16 protein-coding genes and 7 tRNA genes are annotated in these 14,843 nt (G+C 40.9%); 1 reads left to right on the top strand and 22 read right to left on the bottom strand.

Features of this window, described 5'->3' with window-relative positions; translation table 11 throughout:
* Positions 1–201 precede the first annotated feature (201 nt).
* The 19 genes from BM086_RS13915 to BM086_RS13835 form a co-directional block, all read right to left on the bottom strand.
* Complete coding sequence (locus tag BM086_RS13915) at positions 202–1,092, bottom strand: J domain-containing protein (protein ID WP_092327795.1); 891 nt, start codon at positions 1,090–1,092, stop codon at positions 202–204.
* Positions 1,089–1,769, bottom strand: a complete 681-nt coding sequence (locus BM086_RS13910; protein ID WP_092327792.1) for a hypothetical protein — start codon at positions 1,767–1,769, stop codon at positions 1,089–1,091. Before BM086_RS13910 ends, BM086_RS13915 begins: the two co-directional genes overlap by 4 nt.
* Positions 1,762–2,202, bottom strand: a complete 441-nt coding sequence (locus tag BM086_RS13905; RefSeq protein ID WP_092327789.1) for a YunG family protein — start codon at positions 2,200–2,202, stop codon at positions 1,762–1,764. The genes BM086_RS13910 and BM086_RS13905 overlap by 8 nt, the downstream gene beginning before the upstream one ends.
* A gap of 14 nt (positions 2,203–2,216) precedes the next feature.
* A complete protein-coding gene (locus BM086_RS13900; RefSeq protein WP_092327787.1) occupies positions 2,217–2,867 on the bottom strand; it encodes a metallophosphoesterase family protein in 651 nt (216 codons plus the stop codon).
* 14 nt (positions 2,868–2,881) lie between these two features.
* Positions 2,882–3,433, bottom strand: a complete 552-nt coding sequence (locus BM086_RS21435) for a DUF4298 domain-containing protein (RefSeq protein ID WP_242952209.1) — start codon at positions 3,431–3,433, stop codon at positions 2,882–2,884.
* Between the two features lie 101 nt (positions 3,434–3,534).
* Positions 3,535–4,188 (bottom strand): hypothetical protein, encoded by a 654-nt coding sequence (locus BM086_RS13890; protein ID WP_092327784.1) that lies wholly within the window; start codon positions 4,186–4,188, stop codon positions 3,535–3,537.
* A gap of 424 nt (positions 4,189–4,612) precedes the next feature.
* Positions 4,613–5,335: a hypothetical protein gene (locus tag BM086_RS13885; RefSeq protein WP_092327781.1), complete on the bottom strand. Its 723-nt coding sequence runs from the start codon at positions 5,333–5,335 to the stop codon at positions 4,613–4,615.
* Positions 5,313–6,479, bottom strand: coding sequence for an ATP-binding protein (locus BM086_RS13880; RefSeq protein ID WP_092327778.1), 1,167 nt, complete (start codon positions 6,477–6,479; stop codon positions 5,313–5,315). The genes BM086_RS13885 and BM086_RS13880 overlap by 23 nt, the downstream gene beginning before the upstream one ends.
* 326 nt (positions 6,480–6,805) lie before the next feature.
* A complete protein-coding gene (locus tag BM086_RS13875) occupies positions 6,806–6,991 on the bottom strand; it encodes a hypothetical protein (RefSeq protein ID WP_092327776.1) in 186 nt (61 codons plus the stop codon).
* A gap of 227 nt (positions 6,992–7,218) precedes the next feature.
* A tRNA-Asn gene (locus tag BM086_RS13870) sits at positions 7,219–7,291 on the bottom strand.
* Positions 7,292–7,296: 5 nt separating this feature from the next.
* Positions 7,297–7,377, bottom strand: a tRNA-Tyr gene (locus BM086_RS21010).
* Positions 7,378–7,383: 6 nt separating this feature from the next.
* Positions 7,384–7,457 (bottom strand) — tRNA-Glu (locus tag BM086_RS13865).
* A 4-nt stretch (positions 7,458–7,461) separates the two neighbouring features.
* A tRNA-Glu gene (locus BM086_RS13860) sits at positions 7,462–7,535 on the bottom strand.
* Positions 7,536–7,573: 38 nt separating this feature from the next.
* Positions 7,574–7,831 carry a helix-turn-helix domain-containing protein gene (locus tag BM086_RS13855; protein WP_044917036.1) on the bottom strand — a complete coding sequence of 86 codons (258 nt, stop codon included), beginning with the start codon at positions 7,829–7,831 and terminating at the stop codon, positions 7,574–7,576.
* Between the two features lie 29 nt (positions 7,832–7,860).
* Positions 7,861–7,942 (bottom strand) — tRNA-Leu (locus BM086_RS13850).
* Between the two features lie 95 nt (positions 7,943–8,037).
* Positions 8,038–8,109: transfer RNA gene (locus BM086_RS13845), tRNA-Trp, on the bottom strand.
* A gap of 4 nt (positions 8,110–8,113) precedes the next feature.
* Positions 8,114–8,222: transfer RNA gene (locus BM086_RS21005), tRNA-OTHER, on the bottom strand.
* Between the two features lie 333 nt (positions 8,223–8,555).
* Positions 8,556–8,762 (bottom strand): hypothetical protein, encoded by a 207-nt coding sequence (locus tag BM086_RS13840; RefSeq protein WP_092327773.1) that lies wholly within the window; start codon positions 8,760–8,762, stop codon positions 8,556–8,558.
* 86 nt (positions 8,763–8,848) lie between these two features.
* On the bottom strand, positions 8,849–9,049 hold the full coding sequence (locus tag BM086_RS13835; RefSeq protein ID WP_092327770.1) for a 4Fe-4S binding protein: 201 nt from the start codon (positions 9,047–9,049) through the stop codon (positions 8,849–8,851).
* 51 nt (positions 9,050–9,100) lie between these two features.
* Here BM086_RS13835 and BM086_RS13830 point away from each other — a divergent pair, with 51 nt between their 5' ends.
* Positions 9,101–9,619 (top strand): winged helix-turn-helix transcriptional regulator, encoded by a 519-nt coding sequence (locus BM086_RS13830; protein WP_092327768.1) that lies wholly within the window; start codon positions 9,101–9,103, stop codon positions 9,617–9,619.
* Here the strand turns inward: BM086_RS13830 and BM086_RS13825 are convergent.
* From BM086_RS13825 to BM086_RS13815, 3 genes are all read right to left on the bottom strand, one after another.
* Positions 9,616–12,687 (bottom strand): glycoside hydrolase family 3 N-terminal domain-containing protein, encoded by a 3,072-nt coding sequence (locus BM086_RS13825; RefSeq protein WP_092327765.1) that lies wholly within the window; start codon positions 12,685–12,687, stop codon positions 9,616–9,618. The two genes, BM086_RS13830 and BM086_RS13825, sit on opposite strands and share 4 nt — an antisense overlap.
* A 110-nt stretch (positions 12,688–12,797) precedes the next feature.
* Entirely contained in the window at positions 12,798–14,096 is a 1,299-nt protein-coding gene (locus tag BM086_RS13820; protein WP_092327762.1) for an ATP-binding protein, read from the bottom strand.
* Positions 14,097–14,810, bottom strand: a complete 714-nt coding sequence (locus tag BM086_RS13815) for a LytR/AlgR family response regulator transcription factor (RefSeq protein WP_026668803.1) — start codon at positions 14,808–14,810, stop codon at positions 14,097–14,099. It abuts the gene before it with no gap.
* Positions 14,811–14,843: the final 33 nt, after the last annotated feature.

Raw genomic sequence — 14,843 nt, 5'->3', positions numbered from 1 at the left:
ACGCAGATTCTGTTATGTATTCTGTATCTAAAATTGATTAAAATAATATCATCAAAGGAAAACCATTTCAATTGGTTAAGTCCTTGATGCTACCATCCGATATACATGGTAGCAAGAGAAAGGAGGAAGATACACGATGAACAATCTTCCAAAAAGGTAAAGGTACCTTCACTGCGGCAGGCTCCCGGTGGAGGTACTTTTTTATGCCCGTATCAATTTCTCTATAAGTTTCCCATTAGCAACAGGAGTATCTTTCAGGGTCTTTGGTATTGTCAGCTCAATCACGACATTCATCCGCTTCCCAAATCTGCGGTTCTTTTCAACTTTGGTAACTGAAGCATGTGCCTGCACTTTCGGATCTTCCAGAAGCGGAAGCACCACATAGTAAAGTTCATCCTCATCAAAGGATACTGTCCCAAGCACCTTGCCTGTTACTATTTCTTCTACCACAGCCCTATCTTCTCTGAGAAAAATATTCAAAGGCTCCCCTATAGTTGGTGCCGTCACTTTCGGATCTGAAGGGTTCTCTTTTACAAATCCATTGAAAGTAAAAACTTCTACGTCGCCATCCTCACGGACCTTCTTGCCAATCTTTCTTGCTGCATCTGCCGGAAGGACATATTCCTGCATCATGAGATGAAAGATGTCTTTTACCTTATCAGGCGTGAGTATTGCACTATAGTCTGTAATGATATCCTTGCAGGCTTCCAGAACGCTTTTGGAAAAGAGCCTGAACTCCTCCATATCAGGATCCCAGACAAATCTTCCTCTGGCCATCTTGGAAAGTGGCAGTTTCTCATCATACATCTTGAACTGGAAATAGATGTTTCTATCGGAAAATGCATCCTTATTCTCAAAGGCATCCCAGGTAAACTCGTAGGTATCGAAGTAGGGCTCTCCCTCAGATTCCTTGATCTTTTTATAAGCTTCAATGACCTGTCTTATCTTTTCGTCGTCCTCAGGATTTCTTTTCCTGGTTGGATCCGAGTCTGGATGGTACAAAATGAGAAGCTTTTTGTATTTTGCTTTTATTTCCCGATCGTCATCCAGCTTGGATGCGCCAAGGATCTTGTATGCTTCCTTAAGTGTCATGAACTGAACCCACTAATTCTTTTGCCAACCTCTTCATCTGCAGTTAGATCATAAACCATCCTGTAACAGTCAAGTGCCTGATCTTTGTCGCCGGCATTCTCCGCCTCTTCTGCAGCCTTGTACAAAAGAGCAAGCGTCACAGAATTGGCTGCTGTAGGAATTTCGTTATCCTTAAGAAGCTTCTGGATCTGATTCAGATCTTTTTCTGCAATCTTCTTACCAATTGCCTTCTCCAGGAATTCCAGTTCTGCATCAGCCTGCTGAGAATCCTCAAAATATTTGCTGTAGAGATAACATGCTGCTGAGACTTCCGGCTTATACTTCTCAAGATAGTACCATCCAAGGTTTCTGTAATATGCTGCAAGTTCTGCTCTGGTGCAACAGTAGTTAAATGACTCAGTAGTGTATGAATACTCTCCTTCTGCATCTCCAAGCTGTTTGCAACACAAAATGATTCCAAGTATCACTTCCATATCCACCGGATTCTCAAGGTGTGCAGCAAGCCACTCTTGTTGAGCACCTGAATAATTGCCGGAAAGCAAAAGGCCTTTTGCCTTCTCCTTGTGTGGTGTCAAAGTATCCTCATCGGATATTTCATATTCATCATCGCCCAGGCAATAGTATTCATATAAAAAGACTTCTGAAATATGCCTAAGGCAAACCTTTAGTTTACTCATCTTTTTCTTTCAACCTCTTCTTAAGAAACTCGTAGCGGAGTCTCTTTTCCTCTTTTCCAAAATGCACCTCACGGAACTGTTCGGGATTATCAGTGTAGTCCAGCTTTTCATCTCCGAACTGCTCGCTTGTCAGATCAAATGCACAGTCCCCGATTACGTTATAGCAATGGTAGTTGCCGCCAGCTCTTTCTATTCCATATACCCTGCCGCCGAAGATATCCTGTGCAAGGAAAGCTGTTATGGAACACTGCCCCAGAGTCTTATTGTCCTCGGTCCAATCTGCTCTCATTCTTGGAGCACATGTATCAGCACACCATATTTCTGATAAGGCGTCGTACAGATCTCGAGGATTGTTTATGCCCTTGTATTCATCTGTTATAGGAGAAACATCTGCGTTCTCCCAGCCCCAAAACTTATAATCTTTCTTTTCCATTGCCTTTCTCCTTCTCAGTTACTTATTCTCTGTAAAATCCCGGCAACATCTACCCCAGGATGTGTAAAATACATCCTGCAGATCTGTTCCGAAAGGTCTTCTGATATTTTTAGCTTTGCAGCTATCTCTTCGTGAGAAGCTCCCTTATCAGCAAGCTTCATTGCCTTGGAAATAATTGAATCTATGTTCTTTGGAAGAGAGCTGATGCTGCCCTCGGTCTTTACAATTTTCTTTTCAAAAGAAAACTCTCCCTTACCTCTGATCTCAAGAATCGCAAAGGACACTTCCTGATCTGGTTTTCTTTTTCCGCAACATCCAGGATTGAACCAAACCTGTCCGTTCTTCTCTACCAGGGAGTACTTATGGCTGTGACCATAAATAATTATGGGAAGATCCATAATGAAATCATCAATCTTTCCTTTGTTATGAATCACGTAGATCTTATTGCCTTCAAATTCAAGGAGTGCTTTCTCCGGAAGGTACACTGCCCAATCTTTGTCTGCGTTTCCTCTGACAGCAGTGACCGGTGCGATCTTTTCCAGCTCATCGAGCACTTCCTTCTTGTCGATATCCCCGGCATGAATTATGTGATCAACTCCCTGTAGGCCTTCTATCACTTCTTTCCTAAGAAGCCCATGAGTATCAGATACAATACCTATTCTCATCTTCTATCTCCATCTTAATCTTCGGTTACATTCTCTGTAAGATATGGTTTCAATACTTCCATGATTTCTTTATTCTGCTCAAACAGGTTATAAACGCCATCTTCAGATAAAACTCCACGCCTCAGATCTTCCGGATATAGTCCTTGCTCATCCGCTTCAAAGTCTTTTTTCCACTGCTTACTTCCATAGTAGTCAGACAACTTCTGAAGATCATCCTGCATGTGCTGAAGATCAAAGATATTTGCTTTCAATGCTTTAAGAGTCTCATTGGCCTTCTGATAGATTGCTTCCATCTTGTTCAGATTCGCTGGCACATTATCTCTCTGAAGGCGCTTAGCAAAGTGATTCTTCTTGTGCTCATACCTCTCAGCAGCTTCTTCAGGGAATAAATGTATGCTTCTGTTGTTCAGTACTTCAACAACTCGCTTGTGGGCTTCTTCGTCAGAAAAGCCTTCCTTTATCTGGTCCTTGTATATTGCGTACATCAGATTTGTGCAGAGAGCCTTGGCACGCTGCTTCAGATCTGAATAGTGTTTTATTTTTGGTGGGTGTTTCTTTTTGCTCATGTTAAGTGTCCTTCTTGCAGTTATCAGCTTTTTAAATTATAGCAAAAAAACAAGACTACCACATTGTGATAGTCCCAAACATAGATATCATAGGAGCTTATTTACTCAATTTCTCCCAATCCCACTTCAAATGCACTATTAAACTTAAGCATACTATTCATTGCAATCTTCATTGCATGTAAGCTATCCTCAAGATTCTTAATCTGGTTTTTCATCTCCTTCTTCTCTTCCTTACTAGCCACTTTCTCACGTGCTTTCAGTTTTGCGAGTTCAATTTCCAGATTCTTCGCGTTATTAACATACTGCTCATAGACAGTATTTGAATACTTAACGTCATGCTCATCATTCAAGAATATTTCTCTAACTGATACCATCAGCTTCGCGGATTGCATTATAGTTGCCTGTTTTCCCACAATAGCCTTGGCTCCAACAGTGCCTCCAACTCCAGCTCCAACTCCTAATCCAAGAATTGCACCGCCTCCTTCTATTGCAGCGGTACCACCAGCCATACCCAAACCACCGAATGCAATCGCCCCGCCACCAAGATATGCCAAGCACGCACTTGTAAGTGCTGCACCACTCAGTCCTGCAAAATTAGATTCCACCAACATAACGGCAATTGCTGGTGCAAACATTCCTGCAGTTACCACAGTTATTAGTGCAATACCTGCCGTTATTCCTACACCGGTCAGCGTTGCTTTTAGTACCTCGTTCAACTCCCTAAGGCACTTATCATATGTTTTTCTAATGCTCATATCGCACCTCCTGTTTGAAACCCGGAGGTCAGGTTAGCCGGCTAAGCTGTACCTCTTGCTTTACATTTGTACTAATTTCGAACTTCGCATCCTGCTCGTTCTCAATAAGTACACCTGCAGGGCTCGCACTAACAGACCAAAATACGGTCTGTAAGAGCTCTGCTCCACATATGTAATTCTACGGAACGTGACGGAATATTACGTTCTCCTAGAAATAGAACTTTATGTTCGAGATTTTCGAACAAAAGAAAAAGCACCAGCCACAAGTGCAGCGCACTCATGAGCTGATGCTCAGTATTACGACTATATTTCATCCATCTCAGCCAGACAGCTAACTATTATTTTTTGTATTTAAAAACATCCATACTGGCTATTTGTGCAATTCCCTTGGCCAAAAAAGATGCCGAGGAATGTCTATCGGTTTCTATAGCATCACAAACACCTTAACGTTTTTACTCATGTCAGTTTTCTCATAGGTATCCCTAAATACATCGATATTGTCTATTATTCTGGCTTTATCATATATTAAAAAGAAAATATTTTTATTATCATAGTGAACAATGTCAGATGCTACTTCCTCTGAAAGCTTTTTAGCGGAAAGGCTATCTCTTGTACATTTTAACTCTATCGCAATGTCAAACTCATCAATACATATGTCTTTTCTAACAGCACACGCTCCTGCATCCTGATACTCTTCTATTCTGGCAAGCGGAAACACTGCTCTTAGCAGAGCATATACTATATGTTGCAGATCATATTCATTACCAATATCAAAACACTTTTGCATACTTAAAATACTGTCAGTACATTTAGTATGTGGCTGTCGCTTAAACATATCCTGCAGATAAAGCTGCACATTTCCTAATACTCTCTCAACGATGCAACATGCTTCTTTCTCGCTGACGTGATTAAATTGGGGTTCACTCTTAAGTATGCTGATAGCTCTTCTTTTGGATTCCTGTAATAGTTCCTTCTGGCCAATTACAGAAAATCTATTATTTGATATCGGTATAAGCTGCTCTAAGCCATCTGCGATTTCTTTGGAGCCCTCTGATTTCAATTCATCTATGATATCTAAAATTGCTCTTTCTAACGATTTAGTGTCTTCTATAGCCTGAATAAACTCAATACTCTGTTCCCTGTTCATTGCGCCCCCAACGTAAATAGAATAAGAATAATGCTTCTATAACATACAGTACGTTATCTCTCCACTCAAGAACCTCAAAAGTTCTGTTTTTATCGTTTAGGACTTCCTGTATGTTGCCCAGATATTCTTTTAATGATTTAGGTGTAACCTTATCATCTCCAACAATTGTTTTATTGATTCTCGTCAACAGGTCATCGAATCCAATCTCCTCTATTGGCGGATCCTGAGCAATAGCTTCAAGTATAAGCGAATATAAATCCAACTCTCCCTTGCTTGTACAATATTTTTTTCGTTCTCTACCACGTTTTGTCTTTCCATTACTGATAACAGCAGTGACATTTTTAAAGTCCAGGTTCAGAGTTGAAAACTTATAAGCTTTTTTTATAATCTCTTCGCTAACATCAACTGCATTACCAGAATCTGCCTTTATAAGCACACACAGATTCAGGCATAACAATTGCATCAATTGAGGTGATGCAAGGCTCTCGCCGACTAAGCTTTCAATATACTTATCATCAACATGTATTCCAAGCTGCTCAAATCCTTTTCTTGGAATCTGTCTCAGTTCATCCTTAGACCAGGGCTTAATATCGATTATACTTATACGTCCCTGCAGATCAGGATTGGTTCTGATTGCATCGTCACATCTGTGAGGAAGCGAAGATATTATTACCTTTAGTCCTTTCCTGATAGCATCTTTCAGCTGTTGCGATAAAAATCGCTGTATTTCTTCGCTTGCGTAATGAAAATCATCAATAAGCAGCACAAGTTCATGCGCCTGATAATAAGCTATAACATTTTCTCGTGTTACAATGTACTCCTCAGATATAGAATTATCAGTATTTCCTGTAGTAACCATTCCCGATAAAGGCATCCCTGCCTTTGCACCGATTGTCTTCCATACATTTTCTTTATTCAAAAAGTCTGAACCCAATACTTCTACAAGGTTGTCGATTCCCACAACTCTTTCACACAGTACCGTTTTTCCTATTTTGGATGGACCGGAAATAAGTGTTATGTACCCAGACATATTTAACGCCTGCTCAAGTCTCTCCTCATAAGTAAAACCTAGCGCAGCTTCTCTGGAAATATAAGTAGTCACAGGTAATGCCCCTGGCTTAAAAATTTCAGCTGATTTGTTCATGAAAGTGATACCTCCTGTTAATGGTATTATATCACTTTTTAAAGGCTTTTAATGACTTTATAGTATATTTAATGGATTTTAATGTTTTTTAATGGTTTTTAAAGGTTTTAATGCATTTTTATATTTTTTTAATGTAAGATAATGGTGAGATACGATTATGTGAGAAAATATTGAAAAAATAGTTCAAAGTAAAGGAATTAAGTGAAGAATCAGTTTTGTGTACCTCTAAAGTGCTCTCAACCATAACAAGCATCTTTCCTGCCAATTTGCCATTCTCTTTAACCTGCGCTATAAGTGGTTTGCCTCATATTCTAATACCTTGCTACTCAGAATTGTTCGTTCTTGTTATATGGATTACTTGGATTGTCCCGTAGATTAGGAGCAGCACAGGTAATAACGTCAACTTCATACCACTGCGTTTCTGGCATGACAACAGGAGCTGCTGTGTCTGTTTTAAACACTACAACTCCCGGAGTATATATAATTCCTCTCCCAATATCGTGACAACTCATAGTAACTATCCTCCATTACTATTCTCTACTAACAATAGTATTCCTCCCCTGCACAGTTGTCAGTTAACTCGTGGTTGATGAAATCACCAACCAAAAAATCATTAGTCCCAGGAATGGGTCGCAGGCATCCTGGGGATGCCACGCTTGCGACTCCGAGCTCTGCGAGGGATCCCATAACCTTCCGCGTATGAAGCGGATGCTCTACTTCCCCCGCTATCCTGGAAAAGCGGATACAGAGGGACTTGAACCCACAACCTCCCGGTTAACAGCCGGGCGCTCTGCCGATTGAGCTATGTATCCAAAGCTGCGGTAGCAGGACTCGAACCTGCGATGTTTCTGATGTGGGGGTTTTACAGACCCTTGCCCTCGCTGCTAAGCATACCCACCCATAATAGCTCCTGCGGCACTCGAACCCGACATTTCCAGCTTGAGAGGCTGACGTCCTTACCAATTAGACCAAGAAGCCACAGTGATCCCAACGGGACTTGAACCCGGTATCTCTGACGTGAAAGGCCAGCGTCCTAAACCATTAGGCTATGGGACCATACGCAGGCACTCTAACGCCTGCAATCTATATTCAGTTCATGCGCTTATTGAATAAAGCCATTCCCCTTCGACTACGATAATGTCATCCATAGCAACACCTAAAACAGCTGCTAATACGACTAAATTGTCCAGTGTTGGCATGGCAGTTCCGTGCTGCCACTTGTAAATCGCCTGTGGAGTAGCAAAACCGAACACATCCTGTAAATCCCTCACAGACATACCGGCTGCCACTCTTAAATCTGTAATTCTCTGTCCCGTAGCGACCATATCGATCGCTGGAATATTCTGTGTCATTTCCGACTCCTTTCTGGCCTCTGGCCAAGTACACGAGGTGGGATTCGAACCCACATGCCTTTCAGCGTCTGATCCTAAATCAGGTGCGTCTACCAACTTCGCCACTCGTGCATACGCAAGCTTCACTATGCTCGAAAGAACCTTGCTAAGTGAACTTGCATGGTTCGCACTAAGCTCGGCAATACCTCGCCAAGTGCTCTACTCAACAGACCCGCCAGGACTTGAACCCGGACTAACAGTTTTGGAGACTGCTGTGCTGCCAATTACACCACGAATCTATAGCGCAGAGCCTGGGATTCGAACCCAGATATCCGTAAGGAATGTCGGTTTTTCCCCTACGGGGACTAGCTTCGCGTCGCTCCCGATGCTGTACCAGTTGAGCCAACTCTGCATATTTTGAGGCAAAAGAAAAACCGCTTGCCTTTTCATCTAAGGTAAGCGGTACGCAAACATGTTTATCTATAAGCTTCCGATCCGGTCTCTATACTATCCGGTTCTTTGCCAAAACAACATTTTCTCGCATTTGCCTATCCTTAAATGAGCGCATGAAATTAAACATCCACTCTGATTTGCTCTGGAGTGATGATTCATAACTTTCGCTATACAGGCAATAATTGCGATTCATTGTTGTCATGTCTCTTTCTTTTCCTTTCCGGGAGCTTCTATTGTCTGCTCCGCTTCTCTCTTATATATCGAATAATAGCACCTGTAAGATTAGTTGTCATTATATTTGTAGTATAAAAGAATCAGCTCCAAATCCATCCCTGAATTCTTTGCTGATTCTCTCTTTTTCTTTCTTGCGGTTGTAGGCCTTTCCGTTTGTAACGCTCCTTGTTACTGGATTAAGATCTCCCCAGGTGCGTCTCTGTTTGGAATGGTACTCTTTTTGCTGTTTCTTACTTCGTTTGTCCAGTGAAACATATTTGCTCATTGTCCTTCCTCCGTTTCTTCCTTCTGAACCTTCTTGTTATATTTTGATGCAGGAATACCGAACAGTAAACATACCAGTGTTTCTTCTTATTGGATGCCATCCTGCACCTCCTCTACTCTGATTGAACCGGCAGGACATGCTTTTTCGCAAATACCACATCCAACACATTTATCGATATCCACTGCTGCATGGCAGCCCCTATAGATGTCTATAGCCTCTCTTGGACACTGCAACGCGCAGACACCACAGGCAACACATCTTTTTACATCATTAACTGCCTTTCTCATAAACAGCGCCTTTCTAATAAATTCATCAAAACTACTTGTTTTTCTCAGCTGATGCTTTTATTAAATGTGGTATACTTTTTATATCAAGTACGCAGTTTTTATTTATCTAGTAAGGAAAAAGATACCCTGAGAAAAAATGAGACAAAAGAGCCTTTATGCGAAGATATCGCAGGAAAAGATTGTGGTTTAAAAAAAGTTATCGATACTGTTGGCGGCAAGTGGAAGATCATGATCCTATGCGTCATCGACAAAAATGAAGTTGTAAGATACGGCGAATTAAGCCGCTCAATTCACGGAATCACCAACACTATGCTAGCCAATTCCTTAAAAGAGCTTGAGGCAGACAGCCTAGTTGAGAGAAAACAGTACGATGAAATGCCTGTAAGGGTTGAATACACTCTTACCGAAAAAACAAAAAGCCTCATCCCAATTTTGCTGGAACTAAAAAAAGGGGCGAGGAAAACCTGTAACCACTGTATAAACTGCATTTTTAACTGCTGCCAAAGCGCATCAAAATACCACCAGCCTGACCGGGACTGGTGGTATTTTTCTATGTTATCTATCAATTAGGTATTGCCTTGTTTTGCGGCCTTTTTCTCAGCTTTTTCCTTAAGCTTTGCGAGCTTTTTAGCTGTAGGCTTGTAAAGCCTGAATATCTTATAGATCTGAAGAATAATCAGCAGCACGCATACAACAGTTACAATTCTCACCAAATGATCAGTAGTTCTTGTGCCGTCCTTGATAACTGTTCCGGGCATGGCGCCATTCATGGCCTTACTGTTGACTACAGTATAAAGAGTATGATGCATTGCTTCTCTTGCGTAATAATATGTTGCAGGATCATTTTTATCAAAGTTATATCTGGCTGCAGAAGGAAGCGATGTTAGTTTCACATCTCCACCCGCTTCAGTCATCTGATAGCCGTCCATGTAGACACCTGTATTAGCATTATCTGTCATAACAAGGCCATCAAAATCCCATTCATTTCGCAGAATTCCGGTAAGCAGACCATAATCTCCTCCGGCCCATGTAGCACCAACTCTGTTAAAAGAGGTCATGACTGCCTGCGAAGCTCTTATCTCTTTAGAAGCATTCTTATAACTTCCATCTTCCTGCTTCTCAACGTAATTAAGAGTCACGTTTCCGGCTTTCATTGTCATTTCAAAAGGAACAAGGTAAATCTCTCTGGCAGCCTGCTCATTTAACCACGTTGCAATACTGTACTGGCCATCCCTGTCTCCACGGTGATTTTCCTGATCATTGAATGCAAAATGTTTAATGTAAGTATACATACCCTTGGAAGCAGCTCCGTATGCTGCATTTGAGCCAACTACGCCTGAAAGGAAGGCGTCTTCTGAATAATACTCACCATTTCTTCCAGAGAAAGGAGTTCTGTGTATATTCATTGAAGGAGCATACCATCCGTCTGCGCCGCCAAGAAGTCCCTCATTACCTATCATCGTTCCAAACTCAAGAGCCAAGGCAGGGTTCCAACATTGTGCCAGTGTCATTGCACTCGGGAACATAGCCCCGGTTCCGCCATAGATAAGACCTGACGCTGTATCCGCATCTATGTTAAATGGCTTCTCTATAGATTTAATATATTCGATTCCATATCCACTTACACCGATGGCATTATAAATTTCCTCAGCTGTAAGTTCATCCAAAAGATCATCCCATAATGGATCATCATAATCGAGGCCTCTGAGGTCGATGAGCTTAAGTCCATTATCAGCACCGTATACAATCTTAGTCTCTGAAAGTGATGCCTTATCTACCGTCGTTCCCGAATCAAAACTGTCAAACTGTGCTATAAGTTCGTCTGAAGCAGTCTTTGTATACGTATAAGATACTCCGTCACTTCCATTTATCTCATTTCCCCATGTGCTTATCTGAGCACTTGGTACTCCATCATGTGTTGGGAAAGTACCTGTCCAGTCACTTCTTGTAAGATAGGTATTCTCACCTCTTGCATCATCAAGTCTGTTAGTAATATCTACACCTGAGTAGCTGTCTTTTGCATAAGTAACTGTATCTACATCTGCATTATCAGGAGTATACAGGCTTACAAAAGAAATATCTCCGCCCTTAGTCACATTCTCTGAAGACAAGCCTGATGTGCTGACAAGAGCTGATGATACATCTTTTGCCGCAAGAATATTGTTTATAGCTGCGTGAGCGTTCTTTGCAGCTGTGATGTAATAATCGCCTGCGTCAAAAATATATGTCTTTGCATTGCTTGAATCATAGGCTTTGAGCTGTGCCTTATCAAATGAAAGCTTTACTGTCTCGCTTTCCCCCGGAGCAAGTTCCCCACTCTTTTCATAAGCCACGAGCTGAACAGATGATTTTTCCACACCATTATCAATGTCATACTGAGTATATGGACTTTGAGCGTAGATCTCTACAACATCCTTACCGGATACAGATCCTGTATTCTTAACGTTTACTGTTATATTACATGTATCATCACTCCAGGAAACATCCATGTCTGACCACTCAAATGTTGTATATGAAAGTCCATATCCAAAAGGATAAACAACCTCAGATGTGTAATCATAATCACTGGCATTTCCCTGTTTTAAAACAACATCCTCATATCTGGTTTCGTAATACTTGTAACCTACGTAGATACCTTCTTCATATGTAACATAATTGTACTTGGTCAGATTCCCGTTTGTGTCTGAATACTGATAGTCACCAAAGTTCATAGCAGAAGGTGAAGAAAGAGGATCTGAGGCAAATGTATCAACAGTCCTTCCTGATGGGTTCACCTGTCCTGTCAAAATGTATGGCAGTGACTCTATTGCTGTAGCTGAGATAACTGCTTTTATGTTAGGAAAATCCTTAATGAAATCAAAATCAAGCGCTGCATTTGAATTGCTGACAAGAATAATCTCATCAAAATTCTCATTCAGATATGACAGAATCTCAAGTTCAGTGCTGTCGGGCTCAAGATATGTCCTTGCCTTATCCTCTTCAGAAGATGCATGGCTGTACATGGATCTTGGCATGTCTCTTCCTTCGCCTGCTACTCTCTTAAGAAAATATACTGGCACAGTTCCTTTTACCGAATCCATTACTGATCCATTTTCAAGAAGTACTGAAAGCGGCACCTCGTTGATACTGAAATCCTCTACATCACCATATGATATTGAGCCGCTGCCAAGTCCATAGTTCTTGGACTGTTCCTTATAAAATTCAAATAATTCTGTATTTAACGCCACTCCTGCATTACTGAAAATGTCTTTAAGACTTCTTCCGCCAGTCATTGAACCATTAGCAGTAACAGTCGCTGAATTAACACTAAAAAAGCTAAAGACTGAATCTGCTGCTTTAGGAAGTGCACTTTCTTCATTACTCAAAAGAATCGTGCCCTCATCAGCAATCCTCTGATGAAGCTCTGCTTCTGCCTCCTTGATTGAATCTTTTGTATAATCCGCTTTGTTATACTCAAGATCAAGTCCCGTAGTATCGACCTTGGAATTGTCCTTCTTCGTATTAATACCACCTATCATACTGTCAGCCATTCTTGCATAGTTTGGTAAAATGCTATTTAACGCAACTATGATCATGGCCAAAAATACTATCAGAATGCTGCGTATGATTGTTCCGACTATTTTTCTTCCTTTACTCATAACCCTCTCCTTTAAAAAATGCGCGTTTTCTGTGCTATGAGATTATCATTTTGCAAATAAAAAAAGCAGGTTTTGTCATATCCTGCTTTTTCTTTGTCAAATCCGGTAATTCAGTTGCCATTTTCTGTAAAAATCAGCCTGAGAAGATATTTGTTATTATCGGTCTTTATTATCATCTGGCCTTTGTATTTTTCAGTGATTGCCTTAATGCTGCCGCTTCCAAAGCCGTGACTTATTTTATCCTCTTTTGATGTCTCCGGAACATCCCCATTCATCTTTATATCCCCTTCATATGGGTTAATAATTTCAACAAGAACAATTCCTTTTTTGTCCTGTATCTGAACAGAAATCCAGCGCCTTGCTGTATCCGCTATCTTCTCGTTTGCTTCAATCGCGTTATCAAGGGCATTCCCCATCAGCGTATAAAGATCTATCTCCTCCATAAAAGAAAGCTGTGAACCATCTGCGATACAACTCATCTGAATATGCTTACTATGGCAGATCAGTTTTTTCTCTGTAAGAACCGTATCCAGGTACTCATTTCCTGTTCTGACAACTGCATCATACACCGCTATATCATTTTCCATCTCAGATAGAATCCCACGCCGTTTCTCATCATCTTCCATACTAGCCAGCGCACTTATCTGATGTTTCATATCATGATAATGCTGGTTTACGATAGCCATGGCATCTTTTGAAATCTCATATCTTGCCTGAGTATCCTTCCAAATCTGCTCCTTGACCTTAAACTCCGCCCTTTCATTCTCCCTGATAAGCTGCGCACGCTGGTTAGAAAGTATAAAAATGCAGCTCAAGATCGCATAAATGCAATGAAGATAAGTAAATCCAAAAATCCCCGATACCAGACTAAGAAGCCATACAATAAGCAGAATTCCGATAGTTGCCGAAGTAGCAGTAACCGTCTCAACATAAAATCTGCCATTTTTCACCGTTCCCTTGGCAAACCAATAGTAAGCCAAAAGAAATGAACCAATGAGGCACGCCATGTATATAACAGGCTGATCTGCCAGGATTTTACCATTTAAAACATACTCAACTAACGACCTTATGCAATAAAAGATATGTTCTATGGAATAACTAACTGCAAAAATGTATACAGCCTCATATAACGTTACCTCGGTCCACAAATATATTGAGGCCACAACAAAAAGCCACGAAACTATGAACCATCCGATAATAAAAGCATATCCTGCCATCCCGGTTATGATCTCTGTTTCGGCATAGCCAACATTTTTTGCCGCCAAAATCATAGCATAGTTAAAAATCTGACTTACAGCAATGCAACATATTGCCTTTATAAGTCCATTTTTTCTTTTTCCAATTACTATGCAGAGCCCAATAGTTGGCATCAGCATCTCCAGCAGATATCTGAAATTGAATCCGTCCATCTATATTTCCGCTCCTACATACTGCGCAAATGCAGCCAAAAAATTCTTTTTCTGACTCCTGCTTAGGTAAATATCCTCACCATGAACCCGTACTATGTCTCCATTTATCTGATCAACATATTTAAGATTAACCAGCTGAGACTGGCCCGCTTTTACAAAATTATAGTCCGATAATTCTTCTGCCATTGCGGTAAGAGTGCTTCGCTTGTGCTCCAAAGTACCAAGACTGCAATGAACAAATACATCATGCGCCACTACCTCGATGTAATAAATATCACTGACAGACACTTTCCGCTTCGCACCATCATCAAGAACAATAAGTGTCTTATCTTTCCGAAACTTATCAGATGTTTTCAGCACCCGGTCCATTGTAACGACAAGCTGCTCATATACAACCGGCTTTAATATAAAATCCAAAGCATTAACCTTATAGCCTTCTATCGCATACTGAGCAAGTGCAGTTATGAAGACTATGATCACATCAGGATCTAATTCTCTTATCTTTTTCGCTGTTGTCATACCATCCTGATGTTTCATATGTATATCAAGAAAGATAAGATCATAATCCGATGTATAGTCATCCAGTATATCTATACCATCATAAAAGGTTCTTACAATAAAACTATCGTTATGGTCTTTTTCATATCTGCTAAGGTACTCAACAAGACTTGCCTGATATTCTTTTTCATCCTCAACAATTGCTATCCTAAGCATATTTCTTCCTCGATCCGTAATCGAATCTCACAT

This window comes from Butyrivibrio sp. YAB3001 (assembly GCF_900112195.1).
In the GTDB taxonomy this organism is placed as follows: Bacteria; Bacillota; Clostridia; order Lachnospirales; family Lachnospiraceae; genus Butyrivibrio.
Note: the sequence above shows the minus strand (reverse complement) of the source record. Positions and strands in the feature narration are given on the sequence as shown.

Excerpts from the sequence above, each read along its gene's own strand:
- BM086_RS13915 (WP_092327795.1), bottom strand. The coding sequence starts at position 1,092 with ATGACACTTAAGGAAGCATACAAGATCCTTGGCGCATCCAAGCTGGAT.
- BM086_RS13910 (WP_092327792.1), bottom strand. The coding sequence starts at position 1,769 with ATGAGTAAACTAAAGGTTTGCCTTAGGCATATTTCAGAAGTCTTTTTA.
- BM086_RS13905 (WP_092327789.1), bottom strand. The coding sequence starts at position 2,202 with ATGGAAAAGAAAGATTATAAGTTTTGGGGCTGGGAGAACGCAGATGTT.
- BM086_RS13900 (WP_092327787.1), bottom strand. The coding sequence starts at position 2,867 with ATGAGAATAGGTATTGTATCTGATACTCATGGGCTTCTTAGGAAAGAA.
- BM086_RS21435 (WP_242952209.1), bottom strand. The coding sequence starts at position 3,433 with ATGAGCAAAAAGAAACACCCACCAAAAATAAAACACTATTCAGATCTG.
- BM086_RS13890 (WP_092327784.1), bottom strand. The coding sequence starts at position 4,188 with ATGAGCATTAGAAAAACATATGATAAGTGCCTTAGGGAGTTGAACGAG.
- BM086_RS13885 (WP_092327781.1), bottom strand. The coding sequence starts at position 5,335 with ATGAACAGGGAACAGAGTATTGAGTTTATTCAGGCTATAGAAGACACT.
- BM086_RS13880 (WP_092327778.1), bottom strand. The coding sequence starts at position 6,479 with ATGAACAAATCAGCTGAAATTTTTAAGCCAGGGGCATTACCTGTGACT.
- BM086_RS13875 (WP_092327776.1), bottom strand. The coding sequence starts at position 6,991 with ATGAGTTGTCACGATATTGGGAGAGGAATTATATATACTCCGGGAGTT.
- BM086_RS13855 (WP_044917036.1), bottom strand. The coding sequence starts at position 7,831 with ATGACACAGAATATTCCAGCGATCGATATGGTCGCTACGGGACAGAGA.
- BM086_RS13840 (WP_092327773.1), bottom strand. The coding sequence starts at position 8,762 with ATGAGCAAATATGTTTCACTGGACAAACGAAGTAAGAAACAGCAAAAA.
- BM086_RS13835 (WP_092327770.1), bottom strand. The coding sequence starts at position 9,049 with ATGAGAAAGGCAGTTAATGATGTAAAAAGATGTGTTGCCTGTGGTGTC.
- BM086_RS13830 (WP_092327768.1), top strand. The coding sequence starts at position 9,101 with ATGCTTTTATTAAATGTGGTATACTTTTTATATCAAGTACGCAGTTTT.
- BM086_RS13825 (WP_092327765.1), bottom strand. The coding sequence starts at position 12,687 with ATGAGTAAAGGAAGAAAAATAGTCGGAACAATCATACGCAGCATTCTG.
- BM086_RS13820 (WP_092327762.1), bottom strand. The coding sequence starts at position 14,096 with ATGGACGGATTCAATTTCAGATATCTGCTGGAGATGCTGATGCCAACT.
- BM086_RS13815 (WP_026668803.1), bottom strand. The coding sequence starts at position 14,810 with ATGCTTAGGATAGCAATTGTTGAGGATGAAAAAGAATATCAGGCAAGT.